The sequence below is a fragment of the Nocardia sp. NPDC005825 genome, from assembly GCF_040630175.1.
Classification (GTDB): Bacteria; Actinomycetota; Actinomycetes; order Mycobacteriales; family Mycobacteriaceae; genus Nocardia.
In genome coordinates this window covers 353649-369570 of the sequence record NZ_JBEXXC010000009.1, presented here as the reverse complement: position 1 = coordinate 369570, position 15922 = coordinate 353649, and the positions used below count along the sequence as shown (strand labels likewise).

19 protein-coding genes are annotated in these 15922 nt (G+C 67.8%); 9 read left to right on the top strand and 10 right to left on the bottom strand.

The window, feature by feature from the left end; translation table 11 throughout:
* Positions 1-132: 132 nt before the first annotated feature.
* The 3 genes from ABZ382_RS25330 to ABZ382_RS25320 all read right to left on the bottom strand — a co-directional run bounded on the left by ABZ382_RS25330 (position 133) and on the right by ABZ382_RS25320 (position 4205).
* Positions 133-2394: a polyribonucleotide nucleotidyltransferase gene (locus ABZ382_RS25330; RefSeq protein ID WP_357093352.1), complete on the bottom strand. Its 2262-nt coding sequence runs from the start codon at positions 2392-2394 to the stop codon at positions 133-135.
* 448 nt (positions 2395-2842) lie between these two features.
* Complete coding sequence (gene rpsO / locus ABZ382_RS25325) at positions 2843-3112, bottom strand: 30S ribosomal protein S15 (RefSeq protein ID WP_213556830.1); 270 nt, start codon at positions 3110-3112, stop codon at positions 2843-2845.
* A 133-nt stretch (positions 3113-3245) separates the two neighbouring features.
* A complete protein-coding gene (locus ABZ382_RS25320; protein ID WP_357093350.1) occupies positions 3246-4205 on the bottom strand; it encodes a bifunctional riboflavin kinase/FAD synthetase in 960 nt (319 codons plus the stop codon).
* Positions 4206-4379: 174 nt separating this feature from the next.
* On the opposite strand from ABZ382_RS25320, the gene ABZ382_RS25315 reads away from it, so the two are divergent.
* Positions 4380-5153: a metal-dependent transcriptional regulator gene (locus ABZ382_RS25315; RefSeq protein ID WP_357093347.1), complete on the top strand. Its 774-nt coding sequence runs from the start codon at positions 4380-4382 to the stop codon at positions 5151-5153.
* 20 nt (positions 5154-5173) lie between these two features.
* Here ABZ382_RS25315 and ABZ382_RS25310 read toward each other — a convergent pair whose 3' ends face one another.
* Positions 5174-5635, bottom strand: coding sequence for a phage tail protein (locus ABZ382_RS25310; protein WP_357093345.1), 462 nt, complete (start codon positions 5633-5635; stop codon positions 5174-5176).
* A 178-nt stretch (positions 5636-5813) separates the two neighbouring features.
* Here ABZ382_RS25310 and ABZ382_RS25305 point away from each other — a divergent pair, with 178 nt between their 5' ends.
* The gene (locus ABZ382_RS25305; RefSeq protein WP_357093342.1) at positions 5814-6086 is read left to right on the top strand and encodes a hypothetical protein; all 273 of its coding nucleotides are present in this window, start codon (positions 5814-5816) and stop codon (positions 6084-6086) included.
* A gap of 18 nt (positions 6087-6104) precedes the next feature.
* Here the strand turns inward: ABZ382_RS25305 and ABZ382_RS25300 are convergent, their stop codons facing one another.
* From ABZ382_RS25300 to ABZ382_RS25290, 3 genes are all read right to left on the bottom strand, one after another.
* Positions 6105-6839: an SDR family oxidoreductase gene (locus ABZ382_RS25300; RefSeq protein WP_357093339.1), complete on the bottom strand. Its 735-nt coding sequence runs from the start codon at positions 6837-6839 to the stop codon at positions 6105-6107.
* A gap of 81 nt (positions 6840-6920) precedes the next feature.
* Entirely contained in the window at positions 6921-7208 is a 288-nt protein-coding gene (locus ABZ382_RS25295) for a hypothetical protein (RefSeq protein ID WP_357093337.1), read from the bottom strand.
* Between the two features lie 134 nt (positions 7209-7342).
* Positions 7343-7942 (bottom strand): TetR family transcriptional regulator, encoded by a 600-nt coding sequence (locus ABZ382_RS25290; RefSeq protein ID WP_357093335.1) that lies wholly within the window; start codon positions 7940-7942, stop codon positions 7343-7345.
* Between the two features lie 60 nt (positions 7943-8002).
* Here ABZ382_RS25290 and ABZ382_RS25285 point away from each other — a divergent pair, with 60 nt between their 5' ends.
* Positions 8003-8740, top strand: coding sequence for a nuclear transport factor 2 family protein (locus ABZ382_RS25285; RefSeq protein WP_357093333.1), 738 nt, complete (start codon positions 8003-8005; stop codon positions 8738-8740).
* A 3-nt stretch (positions 8741-8743) separates the two neighbouring features.
* Here ABZ382_RS25285 and ABZ382_RS25280 read toward each other — a convergent pair whose 3' ends face one another.
* Positions 8744-9205 (bottom strand): PaaI family thioesterase, encoded by a 462-nt coding sequence (locus tag ABZ382_RS25280; RefSeq protein ID WP_357093330.1) that lies wholly within the window; start codon positions 9203-9205, stop codon positions 8744-8746.
* A 178-nt stretch (positions 9206-9383) separates the two neighbouring features.
* On the opposite strand from ABZ382_RS25280, the gene ABZ382_RS25275 reads away from it, so the two are divergent.
* Entirely contained in the window at positions 9384-10253 is an 870-nt protein-coding gene (locus ABZ382_RS25275; protein ID WP_357093327.1) for an SAM-dependent methyltransferase, read from the top strand.
* Here ABZ382_RS25275 and ABZ382_RS25270 read toward each other — a convergent pair.
* The gene (locus tag ABZ382_RS25270; RefSeq protein ID WP_357093324.1) at positions 10250-11530 is read right to left on the bottom strand and encodes an oxygenase MpaB family protein; all 1281 of its coding nucleotides are present in this window, start codon (positions 11528-11530) and stop codon (positions 10250-10252) included. The two genes, ABZ382_RS25275 and ABZ382_RS25270, sit on opposite strands and share 4 nt — an antisense overlap.
* 62 nt (positions 11531-11592) lie before the next feature.
* On the opposite strand from ABZ382_RS25270, the gene ABZ382_RS25265 reads away from it, so the two are divergent.
* The 5 genes from ABZ382_RS25265 (at position 11593) to ABZ382_RS25245 (ending at position 14676) form a co-directional block, all read left to right on the top strand.
* Entirely contained in the window at positions 11593-12207 is a 615-nt protein-coding gene (locus ABZ382_RS25265; protein WP_357093322.1) for a TetR/AcrR family transcriptional regulator, read from the top strand.
* A gap of 44 nt (positions 12208-12251) precedes the next feature.
* The gene (locus tag ABZ382_RS25260) at positions 12252-13139 is read left to right on the top strand and encodes a patatin-like phospholipase family protein (RefSeq protein WP_357093319.1); all 888 of its coding nucleotides are present in this window, start codon (positions 12252-12254) and stop codon (positions 13137-13139) included.
* A 116-nt stretch (positions 13140-13255) separates the two neighbouring features.
* Positions 13256-14191 carry a DUF808 domain-containing protein gene (locus ABZ382_RS25255; protein WP_357093316.1) on the top strand — a complete coding sequence of 312 codons (936 nt, stop codon included), beginning with the start codon at positions 13256-13258 and terminating at the stop codon, positions 14189-14191.
* 90 nt (positions 14192-14281) lie between these two features.
* Entirely contained in the window at positions 14282-14476 is a 195-nt protein-coding gene (locus tag ABZ382_RS25250; RefSeq protein ID WP_357093313.1) for a DUF1918 domain-containing protein, read from the top strand.
* Positions 14476-14676 carry a DUF5988 family protein gene (locus ABZ382_RS25245; RefSeq protein ID WP_357093310.1) on the top strand — a complete coding sequence of 67 codons (201 nt, stop codon included), beginning with the start codon at positions 14476-14478 and terminating at the stop codon, positions 14674-14676. The genes ABZ382_RS25250 and ABZ382_RS25245 overlap by 1 nt, the downstream gene beginning before the upstream one ends.
* Positions 14677-14724: 48 nt before the next feature.
* Here the strand turns inward: ABZ382_RS25245 and ABZ382_RS25240 are convergent, their stop codons facing one another.
* Positions 14725-15849, bottom strand: coding sequence for a hypothetical protein (locus ABZ382_RS25240; protein WP_357093307.1), 1125 nt, complete (start codon positions 15847-15849; stop codon positions 14725-14727).
* Positions 15850-15922: the final 73 nt, after the last annotated feature.

Genomic DNA, 15922 nt, shown 5'->3' with positions numbered 1-15922 from the left:
GGGCCCGCCGCCCGCCCCCCCCCCCCCTCCGCCGGGGTGGGCGTCTTGGGGTGTTGTTTGGGGGGGTTGCTTTGGGGGGGGCGGCGCCCCCGCGCCCCCACCGCGGACTGCTTCTTCGTCACAGAGAAATGATTACTCTGCGTTCGCGTCGACCGCAGCAGAGGTCGCGGAGTTGTCCGAATCCTCGTCGATCGGAACCAGCGAGATCTTGCCGCGGTTGTCGATGTCGGCGATCTCGACGCGGATCTTGTCACCCACGTTGACCACGTCCTCGACCTTGGCGACGCGCTTGCCGTTGCCCAGCTTCGAGATGTGGACCAGACCGTCGCGGCCCGGGAGCAGCGACACGAACGCGCCGAAGGCGGTGGTCTTGACGACCGTGCCCAGGAAGCGCTCGCCGACCTTCGGCAGCTGCGGGTTGGCGATGGCGTTGATCGCGTCGATCGCGGCCTGCGCCGACGGGCCGTCGGTCGCACCGACGAACACGGTGCCGTCATCCTCGATGGAGATGTTGGCGCCGGTGTCCTCGGTGATCTGGTTGATCACCTTGCCCTTGGGTCCGATCACCTCGCCGATCTTGTCGACCGGGATCTTGATGGCGGTGACGCGCGGAGCGTAGGGGCTCATCTCGTCCGGGGTGGCGATGGCCTCGGCCATCACGTCCAGGATGGTGTCGCGGGCGTCCTTGGCCTGGTTCAGCGCGCCGGCCAGCACCTGCGACGGGATGCCGTCGAGCTTGGTGTCCAGCTGCAGGGCGGTGACGAACTCGCGGGTACCGGCGACCTTGAAGTCCATGTCGCCGAAGGCATCCTCGGCGCCCAGGATGTCGGTGAGGGCCACGTAGCGGACCTCGTCCTCACCCTTGTCGTTCTTCACGGTGTCCGACACCAGGCCCATGGCGATACCGGCGACGGGGGCCTTCAGCGGCACACCGGCGTTCAGCAGCGACAGGGTCGAGGCGCAGACCGAGCCCATCGAGGTGGAACCGTTGGAGCCCAGCGCCTCCGACACCTGACGGATGGCGTAGGGGAACTCCTCCTGCGAGGGCAGCACCGGCATCAGGGCGCGCTCGGCGAGGGCGCCGTGGCCGATCTCGCGACGCTTGGGCGAACCCACGCGACCGGTCTCACCGGTGGAGAACGGCGGGAAGTTGTAGTGGTGCATGTAGCGCTTGGAGGTCTCCGGGCCGAGCGAGTCGACCTGCTGGGCCATCTTCACCATGTCGAGGGTGGTGACGCCCAGGATCTGGGTCTCGCCACGCTCGAACAGCGCCGAACCGTGGGCGCGCGGCACCACGGCGACCTCGGCCGACAGCGCGCGGATGTCCGCGAGGCCACGGCCGTCGATGCGGAAGCTGTCGGTCAGGATGCGCTGGCGGACCAGCTTCTTGGTAACCGAGCGGAAGGCAGCGCCCAGCTCCTTCTCACGACCGGCGAAGGACTCGGCCAGCTCGGAGAGCACGGCCAGCTTGATCTCGTCGGTGCGCTCGTCGCGCTCCTGCTTGCCCGCGATGGACAGCGCTTCGTTCAGCTCGCGCTTGGCGGTGCCCTCGACGGCCTCGTAGGCGTCGGGCTGGTACGGCAGGAAGATCGGGAACTCTTCGGTCGGCTTGGCCGCCAGGGCGGCCAGGTCGGCCTGCGCCTTGCACAGGCGGGCGATGAACGGCTTGGCGGCCTCGAGGCCTTCGGCCACAACGATTTCCGTCGGGGCGGAGGCGCCGTCGGCGATCAGGGCCAGCACGTTGTCGGTGGCCTCGGCCTCGACCATCATGATGGCGACGTCACCGTCGACCACGCGGCCGGCGACGACCATGTCGAACACGGCGTTCTCGAGCTGCTCGACGGTCGGGAACGCGACCCACTGGCCCTCGATCAGGGCGACGCGCACGCCGCCGACCGGGCCGGAGAAGGGCAGGCCCGCGATCTGGGTGGACGCCGAGGCGGCGTTGATCGCGACCACGTCGTACAGATCCTTCGGATCCAGCGACATGACGGTCACGACGACCTGGATCTCGTTGCGCAGGCCGTCGACGAAGGACGGGCGCAGCGGCCGGTCGATCAGGCGGCAGGTCAGGATCGCGTCGGTGGAGGGGCGGCCCTCACGACGGAAGAACGAGCCGGGGATGCGGCCCGCGGCGTACATGCGCTCCTCGACGTCCACCGTCAGCGGGAAGAAGTCGAACTGATCCTTGGGCTGCTTGGAGGCCGTGGTGGCCGAGAGCAGCATGGTCTCGTCGTCGAGGTAGGCGACGACGGAACCCGCGGCCTGCTTGGCGAGGCGGCCGGTCTCGAAACGGATGGTGCGAGTACCGAAGGCGCCGTTGTCGATCAGGGCGACGGACTCGAAAACGCCGGGCTCGACCTCGGCGGCGGAACTGGTCTGGGTGTCGGACATCTTTGTTATCTCAACCTCTCGTCTTCGCCGGATCCGGCACGTGTTCGTTCACGTGCCCACCGGCAGGCAGCCGTACCCGGCATGGGCGCGTGGCAGCCCTCGTGGCTGCCGCAACGCACACCCGGCCGGTATCCCCTTGGATACGGCGACGCGGAGGCGGTCATCGATCGAAGCCCTCCGGGCGCGCATGGTTCATCTCATACTTCGCGCCCCGAAAAGCCACTACCGAAGACCGACGCCACGCGACGGGTGCATACGGCTCGTGTCGGCGTATATCCGGCCGTGTTCCCCCTCGTGGGGAACCTCCGGCCACATATACGAAAGGCCAACGAGAAGGATTCTATGCCTCCCCGTTGGCCGGTTCGTCAACTACCTCTGCAAACAGAGGTCATGTCCCTCGGCTGGCCGAGAGAGTATCCCTCGGCGGGCCGAGGGAACGCCACTGAATTCAGCGACGCAGGCCGAGACGCTCGATCAGCGAACGGTAGCGGTTGATGTCCTTGTCCTGCAGGTACTTCGACAGCCGCTTGCGACGACCGATCAGCGCCATCAGACCGTGGCGGGTGTGGTGGTCGTGCTTGTGCTTCTTGAGGTGCTCGGTGATGTCGGCGATCCGCTTCGACAGCAGCGCGATCTGCGCCTCCGGGGAACCGGTGTCCTTCTCGTGGACGCCGTACTCGGCGAGAATGGCCGACTTCTGCTCAGTGGTGAGAGCCACAGATACTCCTTGTTTCAGACCGCGCTCGGAAGTGACCGGGAAAACCCGGTTGGGCGCCACCGCGGACCGCAGCAAACCCGACGGGCCAGCTTACCGGAGCACCTGGTGTCGCGGAAATCGGCCCTGGCGTGCCCTACTCCTCGGCTTCGCCGCCGAGGACCTTGCGGGCCTGATCGCAGTCGCGGCGGATGGCCTCGACCAGTTCCTCGATCGACTCGAACTTGCGCATGCCGCGCAGCTGCTCGACGAAGTCGACCGCCACGTGCTTGCCGTAGAGGTCGGCGTCGAAGTCCAGGATATGGGGCTCGACGGTGCGGTTGCGGCCGTCGAAGGTCGGGTTGGTGCCGACCGAGATCGCGGTCATGTGGCGGGTGCCCGCCAGCGGGTCACCGGGCTCGAGGACGGTGAACCAGCCCGCGTACACGCCGTCGGCGGGGATGGCCGCGTGCATGGTGGGGGCCACGTTGGCGGTCGGGAAGCCCAGGCCCTTGCCGCGGCCGTCACCGTGCACGACCACGCCCTCGACGCGGTGCGGTCGGCCCAGCGCCTCGGCGGCGGCGCCCACATTGCCCTCGGACAGGCAGCCGCGGATGTAGGTGGAGGAGAAGGTGACCGCGTGCTCGCCCAGCAGCTGCACGCCGTCGACCTCGAAGCCGTAGCGGTTGCTCAGCTCGCGCATGGTGTCGAGGGTGCCGGCGGCCTGCTTGCCGAAGGTGAAGTTGTCACCCACCACGACCTCGGACACGTGCAGGCGGTTCACCAGCAGTTCCTCGACGTACTCCTCGGGGGTGAGCTTCATGAAGTCGCGGGTGAACGGCATCACCACGAAGACGTCGATGCCGAGTTCCTCGACCAGTTCCGCGCGCCGGTCCAGGGTGGACAGCTGCGGCGGATGCGTTCCCGGGCGCACCACATCCACCGGATGCGGGTCGAAGGTCATCAGCACCGACGGAACGCCGCGCACCGCAGCGGATTTCACCGCGCGGCTGATCAGCTGGGTATGCCCGCGGTGCACGCCGTCGAACACCCCGATGGTGAGGACACACCGGCCCCAGTCCGCGGGCATCTCCTCGAGGCTTCGCCATCTCTGCACACCGGAAGCCTACGCAAAGCGCGTCTCGGACAATATTCCGCCGTGCGGAAGACCACGGCCCGAAGCATGCCCGTCACCGTGTGTTCACCGGTCCGGGGCGCTCGGCGGCGGGTGCCTCTACCAGCGAGCGCGCCGATGTGTGAAACCGCGCGGCATGTGCCTAAGCTCGGTTACGTGCCCGGAAAACGAGACATCGCCACCCGCCGCGAGCTGGCCGATCCGTCCGCACCTTCCGAATCTCACGGGACCACCCTCACCGCCGCGAGCGGGGCGTCCAGCGTGGCGCCGGTGCTGTCGTCGGTGGCCCAGGACTATCTGAAAGTGATCTGGACCGCGCAGGAGTGGTCGCAGGAGAAGGTGTCGACGAAGCTGCTGGCCGAGAAGATCGGCGTGTCGGCGTCGACGGTGTCCGAGGCGGTCCGCAAGCTGGCCGATCAAGGGCTGGTCGAGCACGCCCGGTACGGGGCGATCACCCTGACCGAGGACGGACGGCGGGCCGCCATCGCCATGGTGCGGCGGCACCGGCTGATCGAGACCTTCCTGGTCAACGAGCTCGGCTACGGGTGGGACGAGGTGCACGACGAGGCCGAGGTGCTCGAGCACGCGGTGTCGGAGACCTTGATGGAGCGGATCGACGCCAAACTCGGGCATCCGGACCGGGATCCGCACGGCGACCCCATTCCGTCGGTGGACGGGGCGGTGCCCACTCCCCCGGCGCGACAGCTCAGCGATTTCGGCGCGGGTGAATCCGGGCGGGTGGCACGGATTTCCGATTCCGATCCGGCGATGCTGCGGTACTTCGATTCGCTGGGGATCGCGTTGGATACGCCGATCGCGGTGGTGGAGCGGCGCGACTTCGCGGGAACCATCGCGGTGCGGGTCGACGAGCGGACCATCGATCTGGGCAGCATCGCCGCCGAAGCCATCTGGCTGAGCGAAGCCCACTAGTTCGGCACGGACACCGCCGGTCAGTACTCGCCCTTGATGACGAAGAAGGACCCTCGAATGGTGCCCGCCAGCTTCGACTTCTGACGGGCGAATTTGAACGAGTCCAGCTCCTCGGGGATTTCCATGCCGTCGGAGAGTTTGAATCCGACGGCGCGCTTGCCGGAGTCCTCGAGGGTGTACATCACGTTGATCGACAGGCCGCTCTCGTAGAAGACATAGGCCATGCGAATGCCCTCGACCTCGAATTCCGTTGCCTCGAGCGGCGTCGACTCGATGACGATCCCGCGTTCGTCGGCGAGAATCTTGCTCACCCACGCGATGGTCTTCTTCGCCTTGCTCGCGGGCTCGACCGTGAAGACGTGGTCGTATTTGTTCTTGAAGTAGCGGGCTTCGTTGGCCCGCAGGCCCGCCAGGGCGGGTGCGACCGGGGACGACTCCAGGCCGACGGTCGAGACCGTGGTGAAATCCACCGCATAGGACATGCCGAATCTCCTGAACGTGTCGGTCGCTTCGTGCCGGACCCTGCTCTCGAATTCTGCGCAATCCTAACTTCTTCGGACGGCTGTCCCGGTTAACCCGCGCCCGGGACGTCCGATTAGTACTCTTTGCCGCGGCATCACCCAGATGCCGGTGCAGCACAGCCATATCCGAAGGACCCGTATGAAGCGCGTATTCGTCACCGGCGCGGCCGCCGCCGCCCTCACCCTCGGCACCGTGGCCTCGGCCGCCGCCGCTCCCCTGACCCTCGAGCCCGCCCCGGTCGCGGACAGCGGCAGCGTCGGGGGCGGGGGCGGCAGCGTCGGTGTGCTGGAGTACGCCTACCAGCACGGCGGCATCCCCGAGCTGGCGAGCAACCTGCTCAGCTACGCGCTGCTCTCCCCGTCCGCGGTGGCGTGCGGGCTGTCGGTGGACTGCACCCACATCACCCTCTGACGTGCGCCCGGCACCGGCTCACACCAGCCGGTGCCCGCCGTCCACGTGCGCCACGGTCCCGGTGACGAACGCGCTGTTCAGGAGCGAAACCACCGCCACCGCAATGTCTTCCGGCTGCCCCAGCCGCCGCGCGGGCAACTTCTCCGCCATCGCCCGCCACCGCTCCTCCTTGTCCGGCCACGGCATCGCCTCCCAGATCCCGGTCATCACCCACCCCGGCGACACCGCGTTCACCCGCACCGGAGCCAACTCCACCGCGAGCGCCCGCACCAGTCCCTCCAGCGCCGCGTTCACCGCCGCCACCATCGCGCCACCCGCCGCGGGGCGATACGCCGCGATACCGGAAACGACAGTGAGCGACCCGTTCTCGCTGAGCCGCGCATGCTTCGCCAGCAACATCGACCCGATCAATTTCGTCTCGATGAACCCGCGCCCCTTTTCGAAGTCGAAAGTGGCGATCGGGCCGTACGCCCCCGCCACATCCGCCGCGGTGCTGATCACATGATCGACGGTCCCCACCGTCTCGAATACCCGCGAAACCTGCGCCTCGTCACCGACATCCGCCGCGACCGCGGTGACCTTCCCGTCCCCCAACTCCCGCACCGCATCGGCCAGCCGCTCCGGCGACCGCCCGACGATCACCACCTCGTAGCCCTCCGCGAGCAGCGATTCGGCAATGGCGAACCCCATTCCCGACCCACCCCCCACGACAACCGCACGCCCAGCCCGCTGCCCAAACCCGTTATCCGTCATGCCATTCAGCCAACCGCCGCGAGCACCCCCGGTCCACGACGCTCCCCCGAACCCGCCTTAGCCCCGACCTAACACCCCCGGTCACCCCGATCGAGGCAACCCGTTCACCTCGTGAAAACTGATCCGAGGCTCCCCGATGATCCCGACCCACCCGGCCACGTCACCGAACCGCACCGCCGAGAACCGCCGAAACATCTCCTCCGACTCCCACACCTCCGCAATCCGAATCCCGCTCTCCGTGGCCGCGACCCACCCGAACAATCCCCCGTCCGGCATCGGCCCACCCGCGGGCACCCCCAGCCTCCCCATCACCCGGTCGTACTGCTCGACGGTCACCCCGTCGACCTGAATCTCCACCCCGACCACCATGGCCGTCCCCCTTTCACCGCCGAACCCCATTGGGCCAGATTCCCCCCAGCCCAGCACGACCCCGAAACACGGGGCAACCGGCCGCCGCGCCGCACGCGAATGCCCCGAGCACCGCCGAGGTGCTGGGCCTGTGATCAGGACCGGGTGACCACACCGAGCTGTGGCACGAGTTGTGTTGCGACAGTGGAGACATGCTTGACGAACGCGGCGCGATCGGCGCCGAGGCTGCCTTCGGTCCACTCCACGAACAGGGAGATGATCGCCCCGAACAGCGCGGAGAACTGCATCCGGATCGCCGGGTCATCGGGTGATCCGGCGACGAGGTCGCCGAGCGCGGCGGTGGTGATCGCCGGAAGGGTGTCACGGACGTATCGGCGCAGGCGGGCGTCGGCGACGGGTTCCATCAGCAGGATCCGGCAGATTCGCGGGTCGGACTCCATCAGCCGGGCGGCCGCGTCGAACAGCCCGGCCAGATCGCGGGCCCCCATGGCGGGCCGGATGGCCTCCTCGAGTCGCACGAGCGCCGCCACGTACACCGCGTGCAGCAGATCGTCGATGTCGGCGAAGCTCTCGTAGAAGAACTTCTGGCTCAACCCGGCCGCGCGGCACACGGCCCGCATGCCCAGTGCGGCAACGCCTTCCGTTCCGACGATCGCGGTTCCGGCCTGGATGAGCCGGAGGCGGCGGTCCGCCACCCGGTCGTCGGTGCTGCGTCCGCCATAGCTTCTTGACACACTCGGACGATATCAGGAAGCATCTGCTTCAGAAAGCAGTTGCTTCCCGATGGAGTCGCGATGTTCACCGACCACCAGTTCCAGCAGGCCCTCGCACAATCCCGCCTGGCCCAGCCGATCCCGAAGATCCTGAGCAACCGAGCCGCCCCGGTCGAAGTCCTCGACGAGCAGGCCCTGACCGCCATGACCACCCGATGGTTCGACGAATACGAGCAGAAGATCGCGTTCTACGCCGACCACGGCCTGGACATCGCCTGGACCCTGGACTGGGCCAAGAAGTACTGGTGGAGCTGGCAAGCCCGCGACATGAGCTACAACCACGAGCTCTACACCCCCGACCTCCGCTACAAGGACGTCACCACCCTGGGCGCCACCATCGTCGGCCTCGACGAGTTCGTGGCCTACAACTTCGCCTTCTTCGACGCCATCCCCGACTGGCGCTACGACCCCATCCCCGGCCAGTCCTTCGTCGACATCACGCCCGGCGGCGAGGTGCGAATAGTGGTGCGCTACTACGGCAGCGGCCATCTCCGCGGGCCCTTGAAACTGCACCCGTACGGTGACGACGCCGTCTCCATCCCCGGCAACGGCGCCTTCGTCCAGTGCACCGCCGTGGACCGCTACCACTTCAACACCGACCATCTCATGTACGAGGGCGAAACCCTCTACGACCTGGTCGACGCCGTGCAGACGGCCGGCTTGCTGCCGGGCCCGAAGACGGGCTCCTTCCGGTGGATGATGCGCGGCGCGGCCCTCGCGACGCGGGCGGCGACGGCTCTCGGCCGCACTTCCCGATGACTCTCAGTTCGACGCGCCCCCGGCGGCGGGGAGTTGGATATTGCGCATGGTGACCAACGCGGTCGCGCACAAGGTCTCCTCGCCCTGGTCGACGCCGTAGACGTCGGCCGCCGCGACCGTGATCGCCTTGCCGGGCTTCACCACCCGCCCACGCGCCACGATCATTTCGCCGCGTGCCGGCGCGAGCAGTTTGACCGTGTAGTCGACGGTCATGTTCACCCACCCGGCCGGCAGCAGGGTGCCCGCCGCCGATCCGCCCGCGAAGTCCGCGAGCGAACCGATCACCCCGCCTTGAAAGTTGCCGTTGTGCTCGGTCAGTTCCGCGCGGTACGGCTGAATGATCTCCGCCTCCCCCGCGGCCACCCGGCCGAACGAGAACCCGAGGTGCTTCGCCGCCGGCATGCTGAGAACCACCGCCCGCACGGCCTGTAGGACTTCCGGATTCGCCGTCTGCCATTCGCTCATACCGCCACCGTACCGCCCGAATCTGACCTGAACTTGAACTCAGCGTCAAGTCTGGACACCCGACTCGGCGACGCCACAGCCCCGGCGTGGCACAACCCACACCCGCGCCCCGACCTGGATCCTCTATAAATGTAGAGGGAGCCCGATATCGATCGGGCGGGCGAAGGAGTTGAGCCGAATGTCGTTGCAACCGCTGGTCACTCACGTGTCCGACACCGCACGGTGGGTGGCCGCGCACCGCGCCATCGAGTCCGCCCGGCCGGACGCTTTGTTCCGCGACCCGCTGGCCGACCGCCTGGCCGGTCCGATCGGCCGCGAGATCGCGGCGGCCGCCGGGCAGTCGATGGCGGACGACTGGTTCCTGGTCACCCGCACCCGGCTGATCGACGACCAGATCACCGAGGCGGTCGCGGCCGGTTGCGATCTCGTGCTGAATCTCGGCGCGGGCCTGGACGCCCGGCCGTATCGGATGGATCTACCGGCCGAGCTGCGGTGGATCGAAGCCGATCTGCCCGGACTGATCGCCGAGAAGAACGCGCTGCTCGCCGCGGAGACGCCGCGGTGCCGGCTGACCAGGACCGCCCTGGACGTCACCGATTCCGCCGCCGTCACCACCTATCTCGACGCGGTACTCACCGATGTCCGCCAGGCGCTGGTGATCTCCGAGGGATTGGTGATGTACCTGCGCGAGGCCGACGTGACCGCGCTGTCCGCGGCGCTGACCCGGCCCGAGATCGCCGGATGGTGTCTCGACTTCAGCTCGGCCGGTGTCGCGCACCTGATGACCGACCGCAACGAAGGCCTGCTGCGGCGCGCACCGTGGACGTTCCTGCCCGCCGAGGGCGTCACCTACTTCGAGAACCTCGGCTGGGACGCGACCTACCTCGAGTCGATCGTCGTCGCCGCCGCTCGCTTCGATCGGCTCGCGCTCCCCGTCTCCCCCGAGGAACTCCAAGCCCAGCAGCCGGACCCGCGGGCGCCCGGCGACCAGCCCTACAGCGGCGTCGTCCGCCTGACCCCTGCTCGATCCGGGGCCCGCACTCGCTAGCGGCGGAACTCCTCCACGGGCGTGAATTCGGCCTCACGGTCGCCGACTTCGTTGCGGTACCACTGTTCTCGGCGGTGGCGCTGGACGCGGTCGGCGACCGCGTCGAGGCCGGGAATGGCGCGACGGAGGGTCTCCGCGCCGAATATCAGCGGTGCTTGGAGGATCGGGTGCAGGACCCAGGGGAATCGGCGCGGCATGGCGTGGCGGGCGTAGGTCGCCGGGGGCAGCCAGAAGGCCGTGTAGCCGATCTGGATTCGGTAGTTGATGTGGTCGCGCATTCGCTTGGGCCAGGGGCTGTCCGGGTTCGGTTCGAAGGCCGGGAGGTAGGACTCGACCAGCTCCGCCCCGTCCGCGCCCGCCGTGTACGCGCGTTTGACGAAGGCGGCGAACATGATTTGCACGGACTCCTGGAAGTCGCGCGGATACCAGGTGGGCTGCACGCCCAGGAGGTGACCCACGTAGCGCCAGAAGTGCAGGGTGGCCTCGATTTCGGTGATGGTGGTCTGGTGGCCGATGCTCCACAGTCCGAGGCCGGGGACCACGCTTCCGGCCAGCAGGGTGAGGGTGGCGTCGCCGATGCTGATCGGGACGCCCCAGGCGGCGTGGTCCCATTCGGGACGCCGCATGAGCTTGCGGCGGATGAAGACGTGCATGATCCGGACTCGCATGGCGGTCTGCCGGCCCCGGGCGCCCGGGTCGAGGCCGCCCGGGTCGGAGACGTCGATCCAGAATCGGACGGTTTCCAGTTGGCGTTTGTGCGCGCGGTCTCCGGCGTAGCCGCCGGTGTAGGAGAGCGGTTTGGCAACGGAGCTCTCCGAGTAGATCTCCAGGGTGCTGGTGGTGGCGAAGCTGAAAACCGATGTGCCCCAGCGGCGGAACACCTTCGCGCCCTGCGCGACCAGGTCGGGGTCGAGCCATTCGGGGTCGGTTTCGAACTCCTCGAACAAGCGGATCAGGGTCGGGGGCGCGTCCGGAACCGATTCGATGCCGTGGGCGAGGGCCTGGTCCAGCATGGCCCGCCCCGCTGTCGGGCCGATCTCGCCCAGGTACACCTCGTCGACGAAGGCTTCCGCGACCGGGTCGGCCTGGTAGTAGGACTCGCCGAAGGCGCGTACCAGGTCGTCGGCGGGCTGCGGGTCGAAGCGGAAGACGGTGCGCCAGGCGCGACGGGCGCGCTGGACTCGCGGATCGTCGAGCTGCTCCCAGTATCGGAATTCGGCCGGAATCGCGCCTGCCGCAGCAACATCGATGGTTGCCGGAACCTTGTCCCTGGTCATGGGGCCAGCGTAAAATGAGCTTGTGCTCACTTTCTACTCACTTCTGTGGCGGCGGGGTGCTCATGGCTGAAACCCCGGCTGTACGGCGCAAGAAGCCGAGCCAGGAGCGCGCCAGGGAGACCAAGGAGCGGGTTCTCGATTCCGCCGCTCATCTTTTCGCCGAGCACGGCGTCGCCGATGTGTCCACGAATCGCATCGCCGCGCACGCCCATATCAGTATCGGGTCGCTCTACCGATACTTCGATGACAAGGCCGCGATCGTCGATGTCCTGCGCAACCGGCTGCTCACCGAATTGGAAGAGTGCTTCACCGAAGCGGTGCTCGGCAGCCTGGGGCTTCCGCTGCGCGAGTCGGTGCAGAGCAGTCTGCGGGCCGTCATGCGCGCCTTGACCGCCCGGCAGGGTCTGGTGCGCGCGCTGGCCGCCGACGCCACCGTGGCGGGTATCGGTTTCGGCGGTCTGGAACGTCGGCTGCTGGTACTGACCCGCGGCTACCTGCTGCAGCAGCTCGGCCCGCGCCCCGACGACGAACTCGATACCCGCGCCTTCGTGATGGTGAATGCGGGCTTGGCCGCCAGCCTGCGGATCGCGCTGCATCCGCCCGAGGGGCTCGACCCGGACCGGCTCGTCGAGGAGACCGCGAACATGCTGGGCGACTGGCTAGCCGCTGGAATCTGATCGTCCGACGAGGCGGCGAGGGCGAATGTCGTTACGATCGCGGCATGGGGAGTCACAGTGTCGATCACATGTCCGGTGGGGCCGTGCGGCGTTCGGTTGTTCTGGGTGGGGGCGGTGTCCCCGGTTCGGCGTGGATGGCGGGATTGGCCGCCGAATTGCGCCGCCGGGGAATCGATTTGGCCGCGGCCGACTCGATCGTCGGCACCTCCGCGGGCGCGATCGTCGGGGCCGCGCTGATCGCGGGGCGGGATCTGGACTCGTTCGCCGACGATCCACGCCGTCCCGGCAGCGCGGAATCGCCGAACACGGTGACACCGGAGCTGATCGCCAAGGTCTTCTCGCTGATGGCGGACCGGTCGCTGGATCGCGAGACCGCGCGCCGCGAGATCGGCCGTCTCGCAATGACAGTCGAGCCGGCTCGGGCAGCGCATATCGCTCCGATGGAGTGGCTGGTCGGCGGCAACGACTGGCCGGACGACAGGCTGCGGATCGTCGTCCTGGACGCGGCGACCGGTGAGCGCCGGGTCTGGGACAGCGGCAGCGGTGTCCCCCTGGCCACCGCTGTCGCCGCCAGCCGATCGTTCCCGGGAACCTTCCCGCCCGTCGTCGTGGCGGACCGCTACTACATCGACGGCGGGGTCTGGTCCCCCACCAACGCCGACCTCGCCGCGGACTCCGACATCCTGCTGGTCATCGAACCGCTGGCACACCGATTCCCGCCCCAGCTGCTCCAGTCCGAACTCGCGACCACGGTGGCCGGCACCGTCGTGCGCTTCGTCCCCGACGCGGCCATGATCGAGGTATTCAACTCGGCCGCAACCAATCCGGACGTCCTCGCGAGCTGGCCGGCAGCGTTTCGAGCGGGTGTCCGCCAGGCCGAGGACCTGGCACAACGCTTGATCGACGCCGGCTGGCAGTCACCGAGGCTCTGATCCGTCCCGAGTCCGGTATCGGAGCGGCCGGTCGACGGCCCGGACGGTTCGCCCGTGATCGGGGCGGGGATCTCCGAATAGCGGTTCCCGGCGGAATGGCCGGTAACCTGCCAGGCATGAGCGCAGGCCTGTTCGGACTCCTCGATGACGTGGCCGTGCTGGCCCGGCTCGCGGCTGCTTCCCTGGATGACATCGGCGCGGCCACCGGGCGGGCGACCGCCAAGGCCGCCGGTGTCGTCATCGACGACACCGCCGTGACACCGCAGTACGTCCAGGGCATCACCGCCGACCGCGAACTTCCGATGATCAAGCGGATCGCGATGGGATCGCTGCGTAACAAGCTGGTCTTCATTCTTCCGGCGGCCCTGATCCTCAGCCAGTTCGCGCCGTGGCTGCTCACGCCGATCCTGATGGTCGGCGCCGGCTACCTGTGCTTCGAGGGCGCCGAGAAGGTGCTGGGCCGGTTCCTGCACCACGACAGCCACGGCCCCGACACCGAGGGCGCCGCCGATGAGAAGGCGATGACCGCGGGCGCCATCCGCACCGACTTCATCCTGTCCGCCGAGATCATGGTGATCGCCCTCAACGAGGTCGCCCACCAGTCGTTCGTCCCTCGGCTGATCATCCTGGCCATCGTCGCCGTGGTCATCACCGCCGCCGTCTACGGCGTCGTCGGCGTCATCGTGAAGATGGACGATGTCGGGCTGTCCCTGGCCCAGCGTTCATCGACGTTCGTGCAGGCCATCGGCCGCGGACTGGTGACGGGAATGCCCAAACTGCTGTCGGCGCTGTCGGTCATCGGCACGGTAGCCATGCTCTGGGTCGGCGGGCACATCCTGCTCAGCGGCACCGACACGCTCGGCTGGCACACGCCGTACTCGTGGGTGCACCACGCCGAGGAGGCGGTCCGCGACGCCGTCCCCGGCGTCGGCGGGCTCATGGCGTGGCTGACGAACACCGGCGCCTCGGCGGTCATCGGATTCGTCGTCGGCACCATCGTGGTGCTGATCGCGCAGGCGCTGAAACGAGTCTTCGAGGACCGGGCGCGGTAGTCTCCAGCTATAGCCGTTTTCACCAGAATCTTTGCGGCCGGATCGGGGTAAGCAAACACCGGATCAGCACTCGCCGAAAAGGGGTTCGTTATGAAAGCCAGCGTAGGTGACCAGCTTCTGGTTCACGGCCGGACCGTCGGACAGCCCGACCATACGGCCGAAGTCATCGAGGTCATGGGACAGGAAGGCTCGCCGCCGTACCGAGTCCGATACGACGACGGGCACGAGACCATCATGAGTCCGGGACCCGACACCACCGTCCGGCACATCAGCGGAGACGCGTGATGGACCCGATGGCATTCCTCGAGGGCGGACCGGCCGACCTTCCCACTCGAATCGTTCCGCTCCCGTCACCGGGTGAAGAGGTGAAGATTCAGCACCGCGGTGGATACGAGCATTTCGAGAATTCCCCCGGACATATCGAGACTCCCGAAGGCCGGTTGCCCGTCTATCTGTGGTGCCGGCGAACCGAGATCGCGGAGTAGCGGAAACCTCCGCGACCATCGGTTCCACGAGGAATTCCCGGTCGGCCGCTACAGGCTGAAGGCCAGGAAGCTGACTTTCTGCTGATTGCCCAGATTTCGGTCGGCGGCGGTGGCCTTCACGCCCAATTGCGGGGTGACCCCGATCTGCGGGCCCTGTTTGTCGGGCCGGTCCGTCTGGTAGTCGACGAAGACCAGGCCATCGGGCGTACGGCGCGCGAAGTTCCAATGCCCGGCCGACACGACGAGGACCGCGAAGACGCAGCCGTCGAACTGCGGTTGCAGCATCGCTTGCACCGCGTCCGGGAACGACAGCGCGACGGCTTGCCTGCCCTGTTCGGCTACCCCGAATTGCTGCGCCACATTCTTGATGCCCTCGGCCGCTTTGACATTCACCTCCACGGTCTTCGCGATATCGGCGATATTGTTGCCGCCCTGGAGGTTGCGGCCGAAGCTCACGAACGATTCCGGGTGCTGGTAGATCGTGGCATAGTCGCGGCCCTGCAGACCCGCCCGTGCCGCGTCGACCAGGGTCGGGGCCGGGTGGATCCTCCGAACCACGTCGGCCGTGGTCACGAAATTGCCGGTGACCGCGGTGATCACGGCCGCGGCGGTGCACAGACCGCAGTTGATGTCGGCCGGGACGGCCGCCCTGGGCCGGTTGTAGTACCACTTGTCGGCGACCAGGTTCCATTCCTCCGTGGCGCCGGCGTTCAGGAGCATGGCGTGGGTCATCTTGTGGTACATGATCCGGTCACGGATGGCCACGACGGTCGCCGCGTCATTGGTCCCGCCGAATTCCCGCAGGTAGGCGTCGACCGCGAGCAGTACCGCGTCAGCGTGCTGGAAGCTCGGATCGCCGGTCATGGCCCGGTCGGCCCGATGCACCGTCGTGAGCAGCACCCGGCCGATCTCGGCGTACGCGTCGTCGCGCACCCTGGTCACCGCGGCATTCCGCTGTTCGAGCGGGTGCTGGATGAGTTGCTGTTGAGCCCGCTCCCGCACCTGACGCAGCACCGGCATCAGGGCCTGGTCGTCCGGGTCGGCCTTGCTGGAGACCTCGTAGAGGTCCAGCGCGGTCAGGAGTTGTTGGTACTGCGTATTCGATGCCTCGGTGTTTCCGACACCGGGAACGTCCAGATTCGCCCTGGTCCAATTGAGCATGCGACCGCCCACCTCGAATCACCTTGGCCCGAGCGAGTTCTCCGACCAAGTCGGCGTACCGCGCGTTCACATGATGCCCTGGCGA

Coding starts and splice junctions, on each gene's coding strand:
- ABZ382_RS25330 (WP_357093352.1), bottom strand. CDS start 2,394: ATGTCCGACACCCAGACCAGTTCCGCCGCCGAGGTCGAGCCCGGCGTT.
- ABZ382_RS25310 (WP_357093345.1), bottom strand. CDS start 5,635: ATGTCCTATGCGGTGGATTTCACCACGGTCTCGACCGTCGGCCTGGAG.
- ABZ382_RS25305 (WP_357093342.1), top strand. CDS start 5,814: ATGAAGCGCGTATTCGTCACCGGCGCGGCCGCCGCCGCCCTCACCCTC.
- ABZ382_RS25300 (WP_357093339.1), bottom strand. CDS start 6,839: ATGACGGATAACGGGTTTGGGCAGCGGGCTGGGCGTGCGGTTGTCGTG.
- ABZ382_RS25295 (WP_357093337.1), bottom strand. CDS start 7,208: ATGGTGGTCGGGGTGGAGATTCAGGTCGACGGGGTGACCGTCGAGCAG.
- ABZ382_RS25285 (WP_357093333.1), top strand. CDS start 8,003: ATGTTCACCGACCACCAGTTCCAGCAGGCCCTCGCACAATCCCGCCTG.
- ABZ382_RS25280 (WP_357093330.1), bottom strand. CDS start 9,205: ATGAGCGAATGGCAGACGGCGAATCCGGAAGTCCTACAGGCCGTGCGG.
- ABZ382_RS25275 (WP_357093327.1), top strand. CDS start 9,384: ATGTCGTTGCAACCGCTGGTCACTCACGTGTCCGACACCGCACGGTGG.
- ABZ382_RS25270 (WP_357093324.1), bottom strand. CDS start 11,530: ATGACCAGGGACAAGGTTCCGGCAACCATCGATGTTGCTGCGGCAGGC.
- ABZ382_RS25265 (WP_357093322.1), top strand. CDS start 11,593: ATGGCTGAAACCCCGGCTGTACGGCGCAAGAAGCCGAGCCAGGAGCGC.
- ABZ382_RS25260 (WP_357093319.1), top strand. CDS start 12,252: ATGGGGAGTCACAGTGTCGATCACATGTCCGGTGGGGCCGTGCGGCGT.
- ABZ382_RS25255 (WP_357093316.1), top strand. CDS start 13,256: ATGAGCGCAGGCCTGTTCGGACTCCTCGATGACGTGGCCGTGCTGGCC.
- ABZ382_RS25250 (WP_357093313.1), top strand. CDS start 14,282: ATGAAAGCCAGCGTAGGTGACCAGCTTCTGGTTCACGGCCGGACCGTC.
- ABZ382_RS25245 (WP_357093310.1), top strand. CDS start 14,476: ATGGACCCGATGGCATTCCTCGAGGGCGGACCGGCCGACCTTCCCACT.